Raw genomic sequence first — 16,084 nt, forward strand, 5'->3', positions numbered from 1 at the left:
GGCCCTAGCCCGCGGCGCGTTTCCGCCGGGTCAGCCAGAGCGTGCCCGCGATCCCGGCGAGCAGCACCGTGCCGCCGAGGGTGCCGAGGGCGACGGCGCTGTCGGACGGGCCGGTCTGCGGGAGCCGGCCGCCGCCCGTGGAGCCTGCGGTGGATCCGGACGTGGACCCGGACGTGGATCCGCCCGTGGTGCTGCCGCCGGTGGACGATCCTCCGGTGGTGGACCCGGCCGTCGACCCGCCTGTGGAGCCGGCCGTCGACCCGCCCGTCGAGTCGCCCCCGGTCGCGCCGCCGCCCGTCGTCCCGCCGCCCGCCTTGACGTCCAGCGTGAGCGACGGCTTGGGGTCGTTGGTGGGGTCGCACGTGGTCGTGGTGCCCAGCGCCAGGATGGTGAGCGTGGAGGCGGTGAAGGTGACCTTGCCGTCCTTCTTGGGCGTGTAGGTCCCCGACAAGTCGCCTATCCTGATCGGGGTGTTGGCGGGTATCGGCTGTTCGTTGGCCGGCCCCGAGACGGCGACCGTGCCGGAGTCCGCACCGCCCAGCTTGATGACGGCACTTGGCTTCATTGCCCCCTTGCCGAGTTCGACGGGGCTGGAGGAGACGCCCTTCTGGAAGGACATGGTGAGCTTGTACGAGTCGCCGCTCTGCTCGCCCTTGACGTCGATGGGCGAGACGGCGCTCCGGTCCCCGATGGGCGTCTTGCAGTGGTAGTTGACGTCGACCGTCTCGGCGTGTGCGGCCGGTGCGACCAGCGCGATCGTGCCGCCTGCCAGCGCCGCCGAGAGCGCGAGCGCCCGGCTCCGGCGCGCTGTGTGACGTGGGGTGCGGGACACGTGGGGTTCCCTTCTCGTCCGGTGCCGCAGCCGTAAATTACTGACGGCACATCAGATCGGGCGCCGACAGTACGCCCGGGGCCGTGGAGAGGGAAGACACGGAACACGCCGATGGCGCCCTGCGGTGGCGGGAGCGCTCCCGGCCCGCCAAGGTGGTCGGGGGCGGGGGTCGCCCCGCCCGAGCCCGTGGAGGAACCCGTCATGCCCGAGGCAACCAGCCCGTACCGGCCCGGCACACCGTGCTGGACGGAGCTCACGGTCCCCGACCAGCGGGCGGCCCTGGACTTCTACCGCGACCTCTTCGGCTGGCAGGGCGAGCCCGGCCCGCCGGAGACCGGCGGCTACGCCGTGTGCACCCTGCGCGGCAAGGCGGTGGCGGGCATCATGACGGCGATGGCGCCGGAGGGCCTCCCCGTCCCGCCCACCGTCTGGACCACCTACCTCGCCACCGCCGACCTGGACGCCGCCCTGGCGGCGGTCCCGGCCAAGGGCGGCCGGGTGATGTTCGGCCCGATGGACGTCATGACCATCGGCCGCATGGCGATCGTCGTCGACCCCGCGGAAGCGGTGTTCGGGCTGTGGCAGGCGGGGGAATTCTTCGGCGCGCAGATCGTGAACGAACCCGGCTCGGTGGTGTGGAACGAGCTCAACACCGCGGACCCGGCCGCCGCCCGGACGTTCTACCCCGCATTGGGCCTGGAGACCGCCCCCATGGAGGAGGCCCCGGGCTACTTCGCGCTCACCGCCGACGGCCGCACGGTCGGCGGGATGCAGGGGCTCGACAAACTCCCGCCCGGCACGCCCTCGCACTGGCTGACGTATTTCTCCGTCGACGACACCGACAGCACGGTCGACGCACTGATCCGGGCCGGCGGCACGGTGCTCAAGCCGCCGTTCGACATGATGGACTTCCGGATGGCCGTCGTGGCCGACCCGCAGGGCGCCCCCTTCGCCCTGGTGAACACCAGCGGTCCGGAGCTGCCGGCCGCCTGAACGGAGGCCGCCCGCGGGTCACTTGGCGGCGGCGGTGACCTTCTCGTCCTTCTTCAGCTGCTCGAAGAGCTGCTTCGACTTCACCGGGTCCCACTTCACCGCGACGCCGTCGCTGCGCGTCGGCAGGTTCGGGTTCGAGATCGGCACGGTCAGCTGCTGCCCGTCCCCGCCCGTGACGCCCTTCATGGCCCAGAACATCGAGGTCAGGTCCCACAGCCCCATGTCCTTGTCGACGATGAGGGTGTCGAGGCCGGAGCCGATGACCGGGTAGAGCCGGAAGGGGTTGAGGACCGTCGAGGGCGAAGCGGCCTGCTTGGCAAGGGTGTTGAGGAACTTCTGCTGGTTCCGCATCCGGCCCAGGTCCTGGTCGGCCTCCTGGTGCCGCTGCCGGACGAACGCCAGCGACTGGGTGCCGTTCAGGGTCTGGCAGCCCGCCTTGAAGTCCGCGCCCGAGTCCCGGTCCTTGATCGGCTTGTCGATGCACATGTCCACGCCGCCGAGCGAGTCGACGAGATTGCGGAAGCCGCCGAAGCCGATCTCCGCGTAGTGGTCGATGTGCAGCCCGGTGTTGTACTCGATCGCCCGGATCAGCAGCTCGGCGCCGCCGTCCGCGAAGGCCTGGTTGAGCTTGTGCGTGGACTGCGGGTACTGCTTGCCGGACTTCTCGCCGGTGAAGGCGGGGATGGTGACGTACGAGTCGCGCGGCAGGCTCAGCATCGTGGTGCCGTTGTCGCCGGTGTGCAGGATCATCATCGAGTCGGTGCGCTTGCCGTCCGCCGACCCGGTGTGCATCTCCTTCTTGTCCTCCTCCGACAGGCCCTCGCGGCTGTCGGAGCCGACGATCAGGTAGTTGGTGCCGCTGCCGGAGGGCGCGCGGTCCTTGATCTTCCCGAGGTCGACCTCGCGGCGCATCTGGGAGTCGGCCCAGAAGTACGTGACGGTGGCCACGACGAGGAGCGTGCCGACGAGCGCGATCGCCCCGATCCTGATCCGCCGCTTCCAGTCCGGGGCCCCGCCGCGCGGCGCACGGCCCCTGCCGCCCGGTCCCGGGGGCGGGCCGCCCCGGCCGTAGACCTGGCCGGTGCTGTAGCCGCCGTCGGGGTGGGAGGCACCCGGACGGTACTGCGGCGGCAGCCCGCCGCGCCGGGTGGGCGGCACGGCGCGGGCGTCGTTTGTCCTGTTCCGGGGCCAATCGTTCATGGGACGAAGTGTGCCTTGTGTGGCACGCCGACCCACAGGGCGAGGACAGGATCGGGGCAGGGCTGTTGCAGACCTGATGCAATCCGGCGCCGTCGGAGGTCCGCATGCACCCGCATACAGTGGAGGGCATGACCCTTCAGGACCGGAGCCCGGAGCCGGCGATATCCGGCAAGCCGACCTCGGCGTCCCGCACGACGCTGTCCCACATCATGACCAGCCATGACACCAACCTGCTGGGCACCGTCCACGGTGGCGTGATCATGAAGCTGGTGGACGACGTCGCGGGCGCGGTCGCCGGCCGTCACTCCGGCGGGCCCGCGGTCACCGCCTCGATGGACGAGATGGCCTTCCTGGTGCCCGTCCGGGTCGGCGACCTCGTCCATGTGAAGGCCCAGGTCAACTGGACCGGCCGGTCCTCGATGGAGGTCGGGGTGCGGGTCCTCGCGGAGCGCTGGAACGAGTCCACGCCCGCGGTGCAGGTGGGCAGCGCGTACCTGGTGTTCGCGGCGGTGGACGAGAACGGCAAGCCGCGCTCCGTGCCGCCGGTGCTTCCGGAGACGGACAAGGACCGGCGCCGTTACCAGGAGGCGCAGATCCGCCGGACGCACCGCCTGGCGCGGCGACGCGCGATCATGGAGCTGCGGGAGAAGGCGGTTTCCGAGGGCTCGGACGCGGACTGAAAGTGCGGGCCGTCGTGGGCTGATCGCGCAGTTCCCCGCGCCCCTTACGGGGCGCCCCCGGTTGTGGGCAGGCGTTCCGCAGGGCTGGGGGCACCTCCCAGCGGTAGCTGGGGGAGGGTGGGCACAACCCGACCACCGGCCCGCACTACCCCCGGTACCCCGGTGCGGAGCACCTACGCCCCGGCGGGGCACACCGCCTGGTCGCCGGTCATCACCGAACCGCCCCCGGGCGGCGGCCCCGACTGGGGCCCCCGTACGGGGTGGACGGCCCGGAAGTCCGAGCCCACGATGACCCGCATCATCGGCCCCTGCCCCGGCTCGGCCCGCAGATCGGCCCCCGGAAAGGCCGCCGCCAGCGTCCGCACCGAGCGGTCCCAGCGCGGGTCGTAGCTGAGCACCGTCCGCTCCGCCGTCGGCGCGTTCGTCGGCGACCCGGTCGTCGCGAAGCCGGTCGCCCGCAGCGCCTGGTCCACGGACTGGCCCAGCCCCGGCCGCCCGGTCCCGTTGAAGACCTGGACGTGCACCCGCCCCGGCGGCACGTCCACCGCCGTGGCCCCCGCCGCATCGCCGCCGGGCCCCGGCGGCACCCCCTTCGCCTCCTGCGCCTCCGGCGCCCGCCCCGCCGGGCGCGAGGTGATCGGCCGGTCCTCCCGCAGCGCCGCGAACAGCCGGTCGGCCGCCGCCTCGTCCCATTTCACGGTCGAACCGAGGTGCGGCACGGGGAAGTCCACCACCCCGATCGGCACGGAGGTGAACTCCGCCGAGGACGGCGCCAGACTCCGCATCGCCTCGCCGAGCTCGACGAGCTGTGCCGTGCCGAACCCCCGGTCGGCGCGCATGGAGCCGATCACGGTGGAGGCCACGTCGTGGAACTTCACCGGGTTCAGCAGCACCCCGCTGCCCGCGACCCGGTGCATCAGCGCGGCGAGGAAGCGCTGCTGCCGCTGCATCCGGCCCAGGTCGGCGGCCCCGTCGAGGTGCCGGGAGCGGACGTACTGCAGGGCCTGCCCACCGTTGAGGCTGCTGGTGCCGACGGGGAGGTCGAGGCCGGTGTAGTCGTCCTTGAGCGGCTTCGGGGTGCACACCTGCACCCCGCCCACGGCGTCGACGGTCTTCATGAAGCTGGTGAAGTCGACCTCGAGGTAGTGGTCGAGGTGGACGCCGGTCAGCCGCTCGACCGCCCGCACGGTCAGCCCGGGCCCGCCCTCCGCGTAGGCGGCGTTGAGCTTCTGCGGGTGGACGGGGTGCACCCGGCCGTTCTCGTCGGTGTACTCGGGGATCTCGGTGTAGGTGTCGCGCGGCAGGCTGACCACGCTGGCCCGGCTGCGGTCGGCGGAGAGGTGCACCAGCATCACGGTGTCCGTGCAGTGACAGGCCTCGCCGCCGAGGTGGTACTCGGCGCGCTCCTCCTCGGTGATCTTGTCGCGGCCGTCGGTGCCGACCAGCAGGAAGTTGGTCCCGCGGCTCACCCGGGGCCGGTCGGAGAGCCCGCTGAAGGGGTCGATGCGGCTGATGCCCCCGTCGATCCCGACGACGAGCGCGTGCCCCAGGCCCCCGGCGGCCAGCACCGCGGCCGCCGCGCCCATGGCCATGCGCAGCCCCCAGCGCCGGTGGCGGGGGGCGCTGTGGCGGGGCCGGTTCGGGCGGGGGACCGGGCGGTGGATCGGGCGGGGGAAGCGGGCCGGTGCGGTCACGTCGGGACCTCCGCAGCGATCAGGAGGGGGCGGGGAGAAACCGGGCGGAAACCGCAAGAACCGTAGGCCCATACGATCAGCTGGCCGCGGCACCGCGCCGTCCGAGGAGGCCCCGCCACCCGGCCGGGGCGGGCCCGTGTCCCCCATTGGCGGTAACGTGACGAACGACCCCGTAGGCCTGTCCCCGAGGAACCATGCCAGTTCAGCAGCAGCCGCCCGCCGTTTCCGTGATCATGCCGGTGCTCAATGAGGAACGGCATCTGCGCACCTCCGTCCGGCACATCCTCGAGCAGGAGTATGCCGGGGAGCTGGAGGTGGTCATCGCCCTCGGACCGTCCACGGACCGCACGGACGAGATCGCCGCAGAGCTCGTGAAGGAGGACGCACGGGTCCATACCGTGCCGAATCCCACCGGACGCACCCCTGCCGCTCTCAATGCCGCGATCAAGGCGTCACGTCACCCGATCGTGGTAAGGGTCGACGGGCACGGCATGCTGTCCCCCGACTACATCGCCACCGCGGTGCGGCTCCTGGAGGAGACCGGCGCGCAGAACGTCGGCGGCATCATGCACGCCGAGGGCGAGAACGCCTGGGAGCAGGCCGTCGCCGCGGCGATGACCTCGAAGATCGGCGTGGGCAACGCCGCCTTCCACACCGGTGGCGCGGCCGGCGCCGCCGAGACCGTCTACCTGGGCGTCTTCCGGCGCGAGGCGCTGGAGCAGCAGGGCGGGTACAACGAGGAGTTCATCCGCGCCCAGGACTGGGAGCTGAACTTCCGCATCCGCGAGGCGGGCGGGCTGATCTGGTTCTCGCCGGAGCTCAGGGTCTCGTACCGCCCCCGGCCCTCGGTCCGGGCGCTCGCCAGGCAGTACAAGGACTACGGCCGCTGGCGGCACGTGGTCGCCCGCTACCACCAGGGCTCGATCAACCTGCGCTACCTGGCCCCGCCGGCCGCCGTGCTGGCCATCGCGGCCGGTGCCGTGGTGGGCGCGGCCGTCACTCCGTGGGGCTTCGTGGTGCCCGCCGGGTACCTGGCGGCCATCGCGGCCGGCTCGGTGCCGGCCGGCAAGGGGCTGCCGCTGAAGGCGCGGGCGCAGATCCCGGTCGCGCTGGCGACGATGCACATGTCGTGGGGCTTCGGCTTCCTCACCAGCCCGCGTTCGCTCGCGCAGCGCGTCATCGCCAGCCGCCGTCCCGCGGTCAAGGCGGGGGACTGACCCCCCGCCGGATCACCAGCGGTTGAGCGAATTGACCTTCATGCAGGCCGACTTGTCGTCGCCGTTGAGGGGGTCGGCGCTCTCGGGCGCCTTGTTGTCGCCGGGCTTCCGGGCGCCGTTCTTCGCGTCGGGCGACGCGGACGCGGAGGCAGAGGTGTCCGGAGCCGGCGCCCCGGTGTCGCCACCGTCGCCGTTCGGGTAGACCGCCCCCTCCCGCCAGTCGCCGCCGACGACCAGGGTGATCTGCTGCACCTCGGGCGACAGCCGCACCGCCGTCTCCGGCAGGCCGAGCGACTTGGCGACGGTCAGGGCGTCGCTGCGCAGCGCGGCCCTCGGGTACGTGATCGTCGTGTCGGCCTGCGCCCGGGGCGTGGAGTCGGAGACGGCCTTGGCGAAGCCCTGCTTGACCAGCAGCGCGGCGATGTCGGCGCCGCGCCCGGTGGCCGGCGGGAGGACGACGGTGCCGGTGCCGTTGAAGACGGTCACCGGGATGTTCGCCTTGGCCGAGGCGGGGGCGGTGCCCGTGGCGCCGCCCTCGTCCTTCTTCTTGTCCTTGCCGTCCAGCGCGATGTCGTTGCGGACGAGCGAGAAGAGCCTGTCCGCGTCGCCGGGCTTGGGTATCACGTGGGCGTCGGGGTCCTGGGGGTCGGCGACCCACGGCATGGTGGTCATGGTGATCCGGCCGGAGGGCACCCGCTTGATGTCGTCGGCCAGGTCGTAGAGCTTCTTGACCGAGCCGAGGTCCTTGTCGACGGTCAGCGCCTTGGTGGCGGCCTCGGCGAGGCCGGTGAGCTGGGCCGGGTCGGAGAGCTTGGTGCCGGCCTTCAGCTGACGGACCATCGAGTTCATGTACAGGTGCTGGGCGTGGGTGCGGCCGATGTCGCTGCCGTCCTCGAAGCCGTGGCGGGTGCGCAGCCACTGCAGCGCCTGCTGTCCCTTGACCGTGTGCGTGCCCTTCGGCAGCCGCAGCCCGGACTTGTCGTCGTAGACGTTGGCGTCCACGCAGACCGGGACGCCGCCGACGGCGTCGGCCATGTTCACCACGCCGGAGAAGTCGATCATCATGAAGTGGTCGATGGGGATGCCCGTGAGCTCCTCCCAGCTGGCCACCGTGCAGCCCGGACCGCCGTTCACCAGGCTGGTGTTGATGATCTGCGACGTTGTCTCCTTGTAGACCTTGCCGCTGTCCGGGTCGGTGCACTTGGGGATCGTCACCCGGGTGTCGCGCGGGACGCTGATGACGGACATGTTGCTGCGGTCCGCCGAGACGTGCACCAGCATCTGGACGTCGGCGAGCGGCGGCCGGTCGGCGTCGTCGCGGGCACCGCCGAGGTCCTGGTTCTCCTTGGTGGCCCGGCTGTCGGACCCCAGCAGGAGAATGTTGACCGGGCGCTGCCCCTCGGCATTGGCGACGGGCCGGTCGAGCTGCTTGTCGCCGAGGTTGAGGGCGCCCTTCCTGATGTTGTCGTTGAGGTGCTCGTAGTAGAAGTACCCCACCCCGGCCGCGGCGAGCACGGCCACGGACACACCGAGGGCGGTCCACCGCACTATTCGCAACGTCCGCTTCCGCTTGGCGGCCCCACCGCCGGCCCCCGCAGGACGGTCACCGGAACCACCGTCACCGCCGGAGCCGTCGCCGGCTTCCGCGGGGCTGTCGGCTTGCGCCGGGCCTTGGTCCTGCGTCGCGCTGTCGGCTTGCGCGGCGGCGTCGGCCTGCGCTGCACCGTCGGCCTGCGCGGGGGCTGAGGCCTGCGTGGGGATGCCGGCCTTCGCCGGGCTCTCGGCCTGCGCGGGGCCTGAGGCCTGCGTGGGGATACCGGTTTTCGTCGAGCTCTTGGCCTTCGTCGGGCCCCCGCCCTCGGTCGAACCTTCGGCCTGCCCGGATCCCCCGCTCTTCGCGGGGTTCTCGGCCTGCGCAGCGGCCCCGGTCTCGGCCGGCCCGTCGGCCTTGGCCGGGCTCTCGGCCTGCGCGGGGATGCCGGCCTTCGCCGGGCCCCCGGCTTCCGCCGGGCCCCCGCCCTCGGCCGAACCCTCGGCCTGTCCCGGGATCCCGCCCGTCGCAGGGGTCTTGGTCTTCGCCGGGCCCTCGCCCGGCCCTGGTATCCCGGCCGGCGCCGGCCCCTCGGCCTCTGCCGCCACGGTGGCTTCCGCCGCCTCATCGGCCCGCGCAGCGGCACCCGGCTGCGCCCGGTCCCCGCCCCGCGCAGCGGCACCGGTACCGGCCGGGGCCGGCCCCCCGGCGTTCGCCTCGGTCGCCGCGACCGGGCCCCCGGCCCGGTCGCCTCCGCTGCTCTGGCGCATCGGGCCTCCCCTGAAGTGGTGCGTGCGTCCGGCCCGATGGGCATGCGTGTTGTGCCGGTTCGTGCACGGTGGACTGTGTTACTGCATTATGCGGCGCGTAACTGTGTTCGACGGACGTACCGTCCTACTTCGCGCACACGTTCTGGTCGTCGGCCTCGATCTTCTGCACGCCCTCCGGCGCCTTGGCCGGGGCCGGGTCCGAGACGGGGGTGCCCGCACCCTTGAAGTCCGCGCCGAGCGTGAGCTTCATCTCCGCCTTCGGCGCCGCGTCGCCGCCGCTCTGCCGGAGGGCGTCCGCGGGCAGCCCCATGGCGTCGGCGAGCCGCCGGGCCTGGTCGGCCTGGTTGGGAGCGAACTCCAGGACCGTCTTGTCCGCCTTGCCGCCCGTGGCGTTGCCGCCGTTGCTCGTGCGCGTCATGCCCTTGGAGTTCTGCATCCAGGCGACGGTCTCCTGGGCGGCGCCCATCCGGCCGCTGCCGTTGAAGACCCGCACCCTGACGTTCGCGGGCTCGGCCTTCGGGCCCTGCAGCAGTGCCTGCTGCTTGGCGTCCGCGTCCTCCTGGGCCTTCTTCTCCTTCTCCTTGACCTCGGTGAGGGAGACGTCCTGCCGCACCATGGCCAGCAGCGGGTCGGCCTTCGCCTTGTCCAGCACGACCGTCTTGTGCACCTTGCCGTCGGCGGGGTTGTCGACGACGGGCAGGGTGGCGAAGGTGATGTTCTTCAGATTGACCTTGCTGAGCTCCTTGCCCAGGCTGGCCAGCTTGCCGACGGAGGAGATGCCGGTGTCGACGGTCAGCGACTTGGTGGCCGCGTCACCGAGGTCGTAGAGCTTCTTCGGGTTGGTGAGCGTGTCGCCCGACTTCATCTTGCGGATCATCGAACTCAGGAACTGCTGCTGGAGCTTGATGCGGTCCAGGTCGCTCTCGAAGCCGACGCTGTGCCGGGTCCGGACGAACGCCAGCGCGTCCTCGCCCTGGATCTCGTGCCGGCCCTTGCTCAGCTTGAGGTGCGACTTGGGGTCGTCGATGTCCTTGCCCAGACACACCTCGACGCCGCCGACCGCGGAGGAGAGCTCCTTGACGGCGTTGAAGTCGGCCATCATGAAGTGGGTGACCCTCAGGCCCGTCAGCTGCTCGACCGTCCGCCAGGTGCAGCCGGGGTCGCGATCCTCCTGGCCCAGGCTCTCGTTGAAGCGGACGTTCTTGGAGCCGGGGATCGTCTTCGTCACCCCGCCGGACTTGGTGGGGCAGTCCGGGACGTCGGTGATCATGTCGCGGGGGATGGAGAGCGCGGTGGCGTTCGTCCGGTCCTCCGAGACGTGGAAGAGCACGGTGGTGTCGGCGTGGCCGACGCTGCCGTCGTCGCCGTAGCCGGTGTTGCCCTTGCCGGAGCGCTTGTCGGTGCCGATCACCAGGATGTTGACCGGGCCCTTGGTGACGGCCGCGTTGTCGATGCCGACGTCGACCTTGTCGATGTTGCCGTTCAGGTGCTCGTAGAGGAGATACGCGCCCACCGAGCCGCCGACCAGGACGAAGGCCAGCGTGCCGCCCGTCCAGATCAGGGCTTTCTTCCTGCCGGTCCGTTTCTTCGGTTTGGGCCTGCGGCGGTCCGCGCCCGCCGCCTTGCCGCCGCCGGTCCGGCGCCCGGCGGCGGTGCCGCGCTGCCCGGGCACCGGGCGGGCGGCGGGACGGGGCCGAGGTCTCCGGGCGGCGGGGGCGGAGGGGGTGCCGGCGGGGGCCGACGGCTCCCCCGTCTCGTCGAGGCGCAGCTCATAGCTGCCGGTCTTGGGGTCGAACACCCACTGGTCGGCGGGGTCGATGCCACCCGCTCGCCCACGGCCTTGCGCGTCCACGGTCGCCTGAATCCTCCGTCGGGTGCCACCCGGCGCCCGTCCCCCTGGGGGCGCCCGATCACCTTCACGTCGTCTGTGCAGTGCGCGCCGAGCCGGCAGCGCGCACCGGATCGCTCACACTATCCGCCCAGTTCAGCGTCCAACGACGCCGGGGACAAAAAGCACTCCCGACAACTGGGCGATCCCCCCGATCCCTTCGCGGGTACGAACGCCTCGGCGAACGCGGGGGTGAAAGAGATGATCGCACCTTTTCGGCGGTGCTCAGCCGCAGATGCCGCGCGCGGCGGTCGTCCCCTGGTACGTGGGCGGGGCATCGGGCCTGGTGGACGGCGTCGGAGCAGGCCCGGCGGTCTCCTGCGAACGCCCGCCCGCGGTGGGCGAAGCGGGCGCGGACGGCAGCACGGACCGGTGCGCCGCGGGGGGTTCGGGCGCGACGCCGGTCCCGCTCTCCGGGACGTCGACGGGATCGGGGTCGTCGTCCCGCCGGGTCCGCGGAGGACGCCGCCCGCCGTGCTTGCCGTCCGCGGGCCGGACGTGTTCACTCACCGTCACGGGACGGTCCATGCGCAGCTGTTCGAACAACTGGTCCGCGTCCGGCTGGACGAGCTCGTCGCGGTCGGAGTTGTACGGGTACGGCTTGCGCGGCACCGTCAGGAACTGCACGTGGTTGCTGGGGATGTTGCGCACGGTGCGCACCAGGTCGTACATCTTGCGCAGCGAGTCGAGCCCGGAGTCCGTGGTGAGCGACTTGGTGGCCGCGTCGAGCACGGGGTAGAGCCGTGCGGGGTTGAGCAGCACGCCGTCGCTCTGCATCTCCTGGAACAGGGCGCCCATGAACAGCTGCTGACGGCCCATCCGTTCCGTGTCGCTGCCGTCGCCGAGGCTGTAGCGGGCCCGGACGAAGCCCAGCGCCTGTTCCCCGTGGAGCACTTGGCGGCCGGCGGGCAGTGTCAGGTGCGCCTCGCGGTCGTCCACGGGCTTCTTCAGGCAGACCTCGACCCCGTCGACGGAGTCGACCAGGCGCTTGAAGCCGCTGAAGTCCAGGACGATGTGGTGGTCGATGCGGACCCGGCTGATGCCCTCGACGGTGCGGATGGTGCAGGCGGTGCCGGCGAGTTCGTAGGCCCAGTTGAACTGCGCGAAGCGCTCGTTGGTGTAGCTGCCGTCGGGCTTGCGGCAGCGGGGGATCGTGGCCATCAGGTCCCGGGGGAGGCTGACGGCGGTGGCGCTGCGCCGGTCGGCGGCCAGGTGCAGCAGGATCGTGGTGTCCGAGCGCTGGGTGCCGCTGTCCTCGCCGTACCGGGAGTTGCCGGAGCCGCTGCGGGTGTCGGAACCGATGATCAGGATGTTCTGGGCGCCGTTGACCATGGCCAGTGGGCGCTCCTTCTCCCAGCGCTTGAGCTCTGCGGCGGTCTCGTCGTCGGTGTGGATGTTGCTGTTGAGCTGCTCGTAGAGCACCCATCCGATCCCGGCCACGGCCAGCACCAGCAGTGCCGTGCCCGCCGCGATCGCCCTCAGCCAGCGCCGGGACAGGCCCGCCCCGCCGTCCGGCCCCCTGAAGAGGGGTCCGTCCGGCAGGCGGGGCCTGCCAGGGCTGTGGTTCACGGCTGACTGCGTCCTTCCCGCGCGGGGTCGTCGGCGTACCGTCGATCATCGCGCGGAACCGGCCGTCCGGCAGCGTCAGAGGGCCGTCACGGTGACGCGCTCGCTCGCGCGCCGCTGTTCCAGGCCGTCCGCGGGCAGCAGGCCGAGGTGACGGCACAGCACCACCGAGCCGCCTGTGGCGAGCGGGGCGAACAGTCCGGCCGACAGGCCGTCCCAGTCGTCGTAGGACAGCCCCGACAGCAGGCGCGAGCCGGCTCCGAGGCCGAGCTGCGCGGCGTCCGCACGGGCCCGCCCGACCAGCTCCGCGCCCGTGAGCTCCAGCCCGCCCACGGCCAGCGCCGGGCCGTCGGGGTCCACGGGGGCGTACGGGGCGAAGCGGTCGCCTTGGGCGGGAACCTCGACGGCGTAGTCGAGGAAGCCCTGCGGCTGCTCGGGGAAGCGGCCGCCCAGGGGGCGCAGGGCCAGCGCGACGCGCTCGCCGGAGCAGGCGCGCGCCCGCTCCAGGGTGTCCGGCCCGCTGACGACCAGGTCGGCGGCGGCCGGGTCGCCGCCCACGTCGGCGAGCACGCCCACCGAGGAGCAGGCGAGCAGCCAGACGGCCGTCTGCCAGTGGGCGGGCAGCAGCAGGGCGAGCCGGTCGCCGGGCTCGGCGGCGAGGTCGCCCTGCAGCAGATTGGCGGTCTTCGCCACCCAATTGGCGAAGGTGGCCACGGAGAGTTCCACGCGTTCGCCGGTGGCGTCGTCGTAGAAGGTCACCAGCGGGCGGGCCGGGTCCGCGGCGAGCGCGGAACGCAGCAGGTCGGCGGGGGTGCGGTCGGTGGCGTTCATCCGCGCCAGGGTACGCGGGGCGAGGGGTGACGGTCAGTCGGACGGGGGGTGTCCCCGGGCCGCTCCGGGCCGACATACCAGCAGTTGAGCAATGGACATGAATGTCCCATTGTGTTCAGGTTTCTTCCATGCGTGGAATCCTCGTCACCCCCGCCGTCACCGCCTGCGCCGCCCTCACCCTGCCGCTCCTGGCCCCGGCCTCCTTCGGGGCAGTGCCGCACCGCGCGACCGGGCCGGAGAGGAGACCCCCCGTCACCGGCACAGCCCCCGCCGCGCCGGCCGGCGCGACGCGCTCGCTCCCGCTGGTCCCGCTCGGCACCGCCCGCCACGCGTACGGCACGGCGTCCGGGACGGCCGGGATGGGCCTGCCGGCCCAGGAGGTCCGGCCGTTCTCGCTGATCGGCATCGTCTGGGACGACGCCGACACCGAACTGCACGGCCGGGTCCAGGTCCGCACGCGCGGGGCGGCCACCCACGCGTGGTCCGGCTGGCAGGACATCCAGGCGCACGACGACGACCGCCCCGACCCCGACTCGGACGAGGGCCGCCACTCCAAGGTGCACGGCTCCACCGCACCGCTGTGGGTCGGCGCCTCCGACGCCGTCCAGGTACGGGTCCGCCCGGAGCCCACGGCCGACCGGCAGCCCGCGGGCCACGGCGGCGGCCTGCCCCGGGGCATGCGCGCGGAACTCGTGGACCCGGGCCGCGACCCGGCCCCCGCGCCCGCCGGCGGCCACGGCCGGCGGGCCGTCACCCCGCCCGGCCCGGTCCCCGGCGGCGACAACGAGGGGGCCTCCTCCGCCTCCGCGGCCAACTCCCCCCTGGCCCCCCTCGGCGCCACCGAGATCCCCGCCGCGGACCGCCCGGACTCCCAGCGGGACGTCGCCGCGGCGCACATCGGCATCGGGCGCATCACCGCCGACTGGAACACGGAGGACCCGGAGACCCAGGACGTGCCCGAGACGGCGTCCTCCCAGGACACCGCCAGCATCCCGCTGAGCCCCGAGACGGACCGGGGCGCGGAGGAGAACGCCGACGACTCCGAGTCCGCGGGGCGCTACGTGGGCCCGCGCCCGCGCATCGTCACCCGCGCGGGCTGGGGGGCCGACGAGTCCATGCGCGAGCGGCAGTTCGCCTACACCAAGACGGTCAAGGCGGCCTTCGTCCACCACACCGCCTCGGGCAACGGCTACAGCTGCTCGGAGGCCTCCTCCGTCATTCGCGGTATCTACCGCTACCACGTGGTGAGCAGCGGCTGGCGGGACATCGGCTACAACTTCCTCGTCGACAAGTGCGGCACGGTCTACGAAGGCCGGGCGGGCGGCGTGGCCAAGGCCGTCAAGGGTGCTCACACGCTCGGTTTCAACACCAACAGCATGGGCATCGCCGTGATCGGCACGTTCAGCAAGAACAGCGCCCCCGGTGCGGCCGTGGACGCCGTGGCCAGGCTCGCCGCGTGGAAGCTCGGCCTGTTCGGCATCAACCCCAAGGGCTCGGTGTCCCTGGTCTCGGGAGGTGGCAACCTCTACAAGAAGGGCACGACCGTCAAGGTCAAGGCGATTTCAGGGCATCGCGACGGTTATGCCACGGAATGTCCCGGTGACAAGCTGTACTCCCGTCTCGGCACCATCCGCTCGACCGCAGCCCGGCTCCAGGGCCGCTGACCGGCGCGAAGCGGAGTCGAGGATTCTGCATACACTGGCCGCCGTCCACGGCCCGGCCCCAGCAGGAAGCAGAGACAACAGTTGACTTCTTCGCCAGAAGCGATCCTCCTGGTCGGCGGCAAGGGGACCCGGCTGCGCCCGCTCACGGTGCACACCCCCAAGCCGATGGTCCCGGCGGCGGGCGTCCCGTTCCTCACCCACCAGCTGGCGAGGGCCCGCGCGGCCGGGATCGAGCACATCGTGATGGCCACGTCCTACCTGGCCGAGGTCTTCGAGCCGTACTTCGGCGACGGATCCGCCCTGGGCCTGCACCTGGAGTACGTCACGGAGGAGGAGCCGCTGGGCACGGGCGGGGCGATCCGCAACGTCGCCTCGCGCCTGCACTCGGGCCCCGACGACCCGGTCCTGATCTTCAACGGGGACATCCTCACGGGCCTGGACATCAAGGCGCTGCTGAAGACGCACCGCACGGCAAAGGCGGACGTCTCCCTGCACCTCACGCGAGTGGCGGACCCCAGGGCCTTCGGCCTGGTCCCCACGGACGAAACGGGCAGGGTCACGGCGTTCCTGGAAAAGCCTCAGACCCCCGAAGAGATCGTCACCGACCAGATCAACGCCGGGGCCTACGTCTTCAACCGCTCGGTCATCGACACCATCCCGGAGAACCGCCCGGTCTCGGTGGAACGCGAGACCTTCCCGAACCTCCTCTCCGCAGGCGCCCACCTGCACGGCATGGTCGACTCCACCTACTGGCTCGACCTGGGCACCCCGCAGGCCTTCGTGCGCGGCTCGGCGGACCTGGTCCTCGGCCGCGCCCCGTCCCCGGCGGTGCCGGGCCGCTGCGGGGAGCACCTGGTGCTGGGTGATGCGCAGGTGGCGCAGGACGCCAAGCTGATGGGCGGCACGGTGATCGGCAAGGGCGCACGGGTGGAGTCGGGGGCGCGCATCGAGGGCAGCACGGTGATGGACGGTGCGGTCGTCGAAGCAGGTGCCCAGGTGACGGACTCGCTCATCGGTGCAGGAGCCCGCGTGGGAGCCCGCTGCGTGCTGGACGGCGCGGTGGTCGGCGACAACGCAAACATCGGTGCGGACAACGAACTACGAGCGGGAGCCCGCATCTGGTGCGAAGCGGTGATCCCACAAGGAACGATCCGCTTCTCGTCGGACCAATAGAAACCCACGGCCGGTGACCGCCCCGGTCGGACGTACCCTGGCCGA

General features: G+C 72.3%; 12 protein-coding genes. 5 read left to right on the forward strand and 7 right to left on the reverse strand.

Translation table 11 applies throughout. From position 1 onward, the window contains the following. Nucleotides 1–4: 4 nt before the first annotated feature. Nucleotides 5–832, reverse strand: a complete 828-nt coding sequence (locus ACMATS_RS23005; RefSeq protein ID WP_414168892.1) for an LPXTG cell wall anchor domain-containing protein — start codon at nucleotides 830–832, stop codon at nucleotides 5–7. Nucleotides 833–1,033: 201 nt separating this feature from the next. Here ACMATS_RS23005 and ACMATS_RS23010 point away from each other — a divergent pair, with 201 nt between their 5' ends. After that, nucleotides 1,034–1,825, forward strand: a complete 792-nt coding sequence (locus ACMATS_RS23010) for a VOC family protein (protein WP_414168893.1) — start codon at nucleotides 1,034–1,036, stop codon at nucleotides 1,823–1,825. An 18-nt stretch (nucleotides 1,826–1,843) separates the two neighbouring features. Here the strand turns inward: ACMATS_RS23010 and ACMATS_RS23015 are convergent, their stop codons facing one another. Further along, the gene (locus ACMATS_RS23015; protein ID WP_391149918.1) at nucleotides 1,844–3,025 is read right to left on the reverse strand and encodes an LCP family protein; all 1,182 of its coding nucleotides are present in this window, start codon (nucleotides 3,023–3,025) and stop codon (nucleotides 1,844–1,846) included. Between the two features lie 128 nt (nucleotides 3,026–3,153). Between ACMATS_RS23015 and ACMATS_RS23020 the strand changes: the two genes are divergently transcribed. Continuing rightward, the gene (locus ACMATS_RS23020) at nucleotides 3,154–3,705 is read left to right on the forward strand and encodes an acyl-CoA thioesterase (protein ID WP_414168894.1); all 552 of its coding nucleotides are present in this window, start codon (nucleotides 3,154–3,156) and stop codon (nucleotides 3,703–3,705) included. Between the two features lie 173 nt (nucleotides 3,706–3,878). Here ACMATS_RS23020 and ACMATS_RS23025 read toward each other — a convergent pair whose 3' ends face one another. Then, a complete protein-coding gene (locus ACMATS_RS23025) occupies nucleotides 3,879–5,399 on the reverse strand; it encodes an LCP family protein (protein WP_414168895.1) in 1,521 nt (506 codons plus the stop codon). Nucleotides 5,400–5,593: 194 nt separating this feature from the next. Between ACMATS_RS23025 and ACMATS_RS23030 the strand changes: the two genes are divergently transcribed. Beyond that, nucleotides 5,594–6,616, forward strand: coding sequence for a glycosyltransferase family 2 protein (locus tag ACMATS_RS23030; protein ID WP_390780145.1), 1,023 nt, complete (start codon nucleotides 5,594–5,596; stop codon nucleotides 6,614–6,616). 12 nt (nucleotides 6,617–6,628) lie between these two features. Here the strand turns inward: ACMATS_RS23030 and ACMATS_RS23035 are convergent, their stop codons facing one another. The 4 genes from ACMATS_RS23035 to ACMATS_RS23050 form a co-directional block, all read right to left on the reverse strand. Continuing rightward, complete coding sequence (locus ACMATS_RS23035) at nucleotides 6,629–8,431, reverse strand: LCP family protein (protein WP_414170772.1); 1,803 nt, start codon at nucleotides 8,429–8,431, stop codon at nucleotides 6,629–6,631. Between the two features lie 610 nt (nucleotides 8,432–9,041). Then, entirely contained in the window at nucleotides 9,042–10,769 is a 1,728-nt protein-coding gene (locus ACMATS_RS23040) for an LCP family protein (protein WP_414168896.1), read from the reverse strand. Between the two features lie 261 nt (nucleotides 10,770–11,030). Then, nucleotides 11,031–12,347, reverse strand: a complete 1,317-nt coding sequence (locus tag ACMATS_RS23045; RefSeq protein WP_414170773.1) for an LCP family protein — start codon at nucleotides 12,345–12,347, stop codon at nucleotides 11,031–11,033. A 102-nt stretch (nucleotides 12,348–12,449) separates the two neighbouring features. Further along, nucleotides 12,450–13,202, reverse strand: a complete 753-nt coding sequence (locus ACMATS_RS23050) for a TIGR03089 family protein (RefSeq protein WP_414168897.1) — start codon at nucleotides 13,200–13,202, stop codon at nucleotides 12,450–12,452. A gap of 128 nt (nucleotides 13,203–13,330) precedes the next feature. On the opposite strand from ACMATS_RS23050, the gene ACMATS_RS23055 reads away from it, so the two are divergent. Together ACMATS_RS23055 and ACMATS_RS23060 are read left to right on the forward strand one after the other, a co-directional pair. Beyond that, on the forward strand, nucleotides 13,331–14,866 hold the full coding sequence (locus tag ACMATS_RS23055; RefSeq protein WP_414168898.1) for an N-acetylmuramoyl-L-alanine amidase: 1,536 nt from the start codon (nucleotides 13,331–13,333) through the stop codon (nucleotides 14,864–14,866). Nucleotides 14,867–14,947: 81 nt separating this feature from the next. Then, on the forward strand, nucleotides 14,948–16,039 hold the full coding sequence (locus tag ACMATS_RS23060; protein ID WP_390780150.1) for a sugar phosphate nucleotidyltransferase: 1,092 nt from the start codon (nucleotides 14,948–14,950) through the stop codon (nucleotides 16,037–16,039). Nucleotides 16,040–16,084: the final 45 nt, after the last annotated feature.

The organism is Streptoverticillium reticulum, from assembly GCF_047456005.1.
Lineage (GTDB): Bacteria > Actinomycetota > Actinomycetes > Streptomycetales > Streptomycetaceae > Streptomyces > Streptomyces reticulum.

Coding starts and splice junctions, on each gene's coding strand:
- ACMATS_RS23010 (WP_414168893.1), top strand. CDS start 1,034: ATGCCCGAGGCAACCAGCCCGTACCGGCCCGGCACACCGTGCTGGACG.
- ACMATS_RS23015 (WP_391149918.1), bottom strand. CDS start 3,025: ATGAACGATTGGCCCCGGAACAGGACAAACGACGCCCGCGCCGTGCCG.
- ACMATS_RS23020 (WP_414168894.1), top strand. CDS start 3,154: ATGACCCTTCAGGACCGGAGCCCGGAGCCGGCGATATCCGGCAAGCCG.
- ACMATS_RS23030 (WP_390780145.1), top strand. CDS start 5,594: ATGCCAGTTCAGCAGCAGCCGCCCGCCGTTTCCGTGATCATGCCGGTG.
- ACMATS_RS23050 (WP_414168897.1), bottom strand. CDS start 13,202: ATGAACGCCACCGACCGCACCCCCGCCGACCTGCTGCGTTCCGCGCTC.
- ACMATS_RS23055 (WP_414168898.1), top strand. CDS start 13,331: ATGCGTGGAATCCTCGTCACCCCCGCCGTCACCGCCTGCGCCGCCCTC.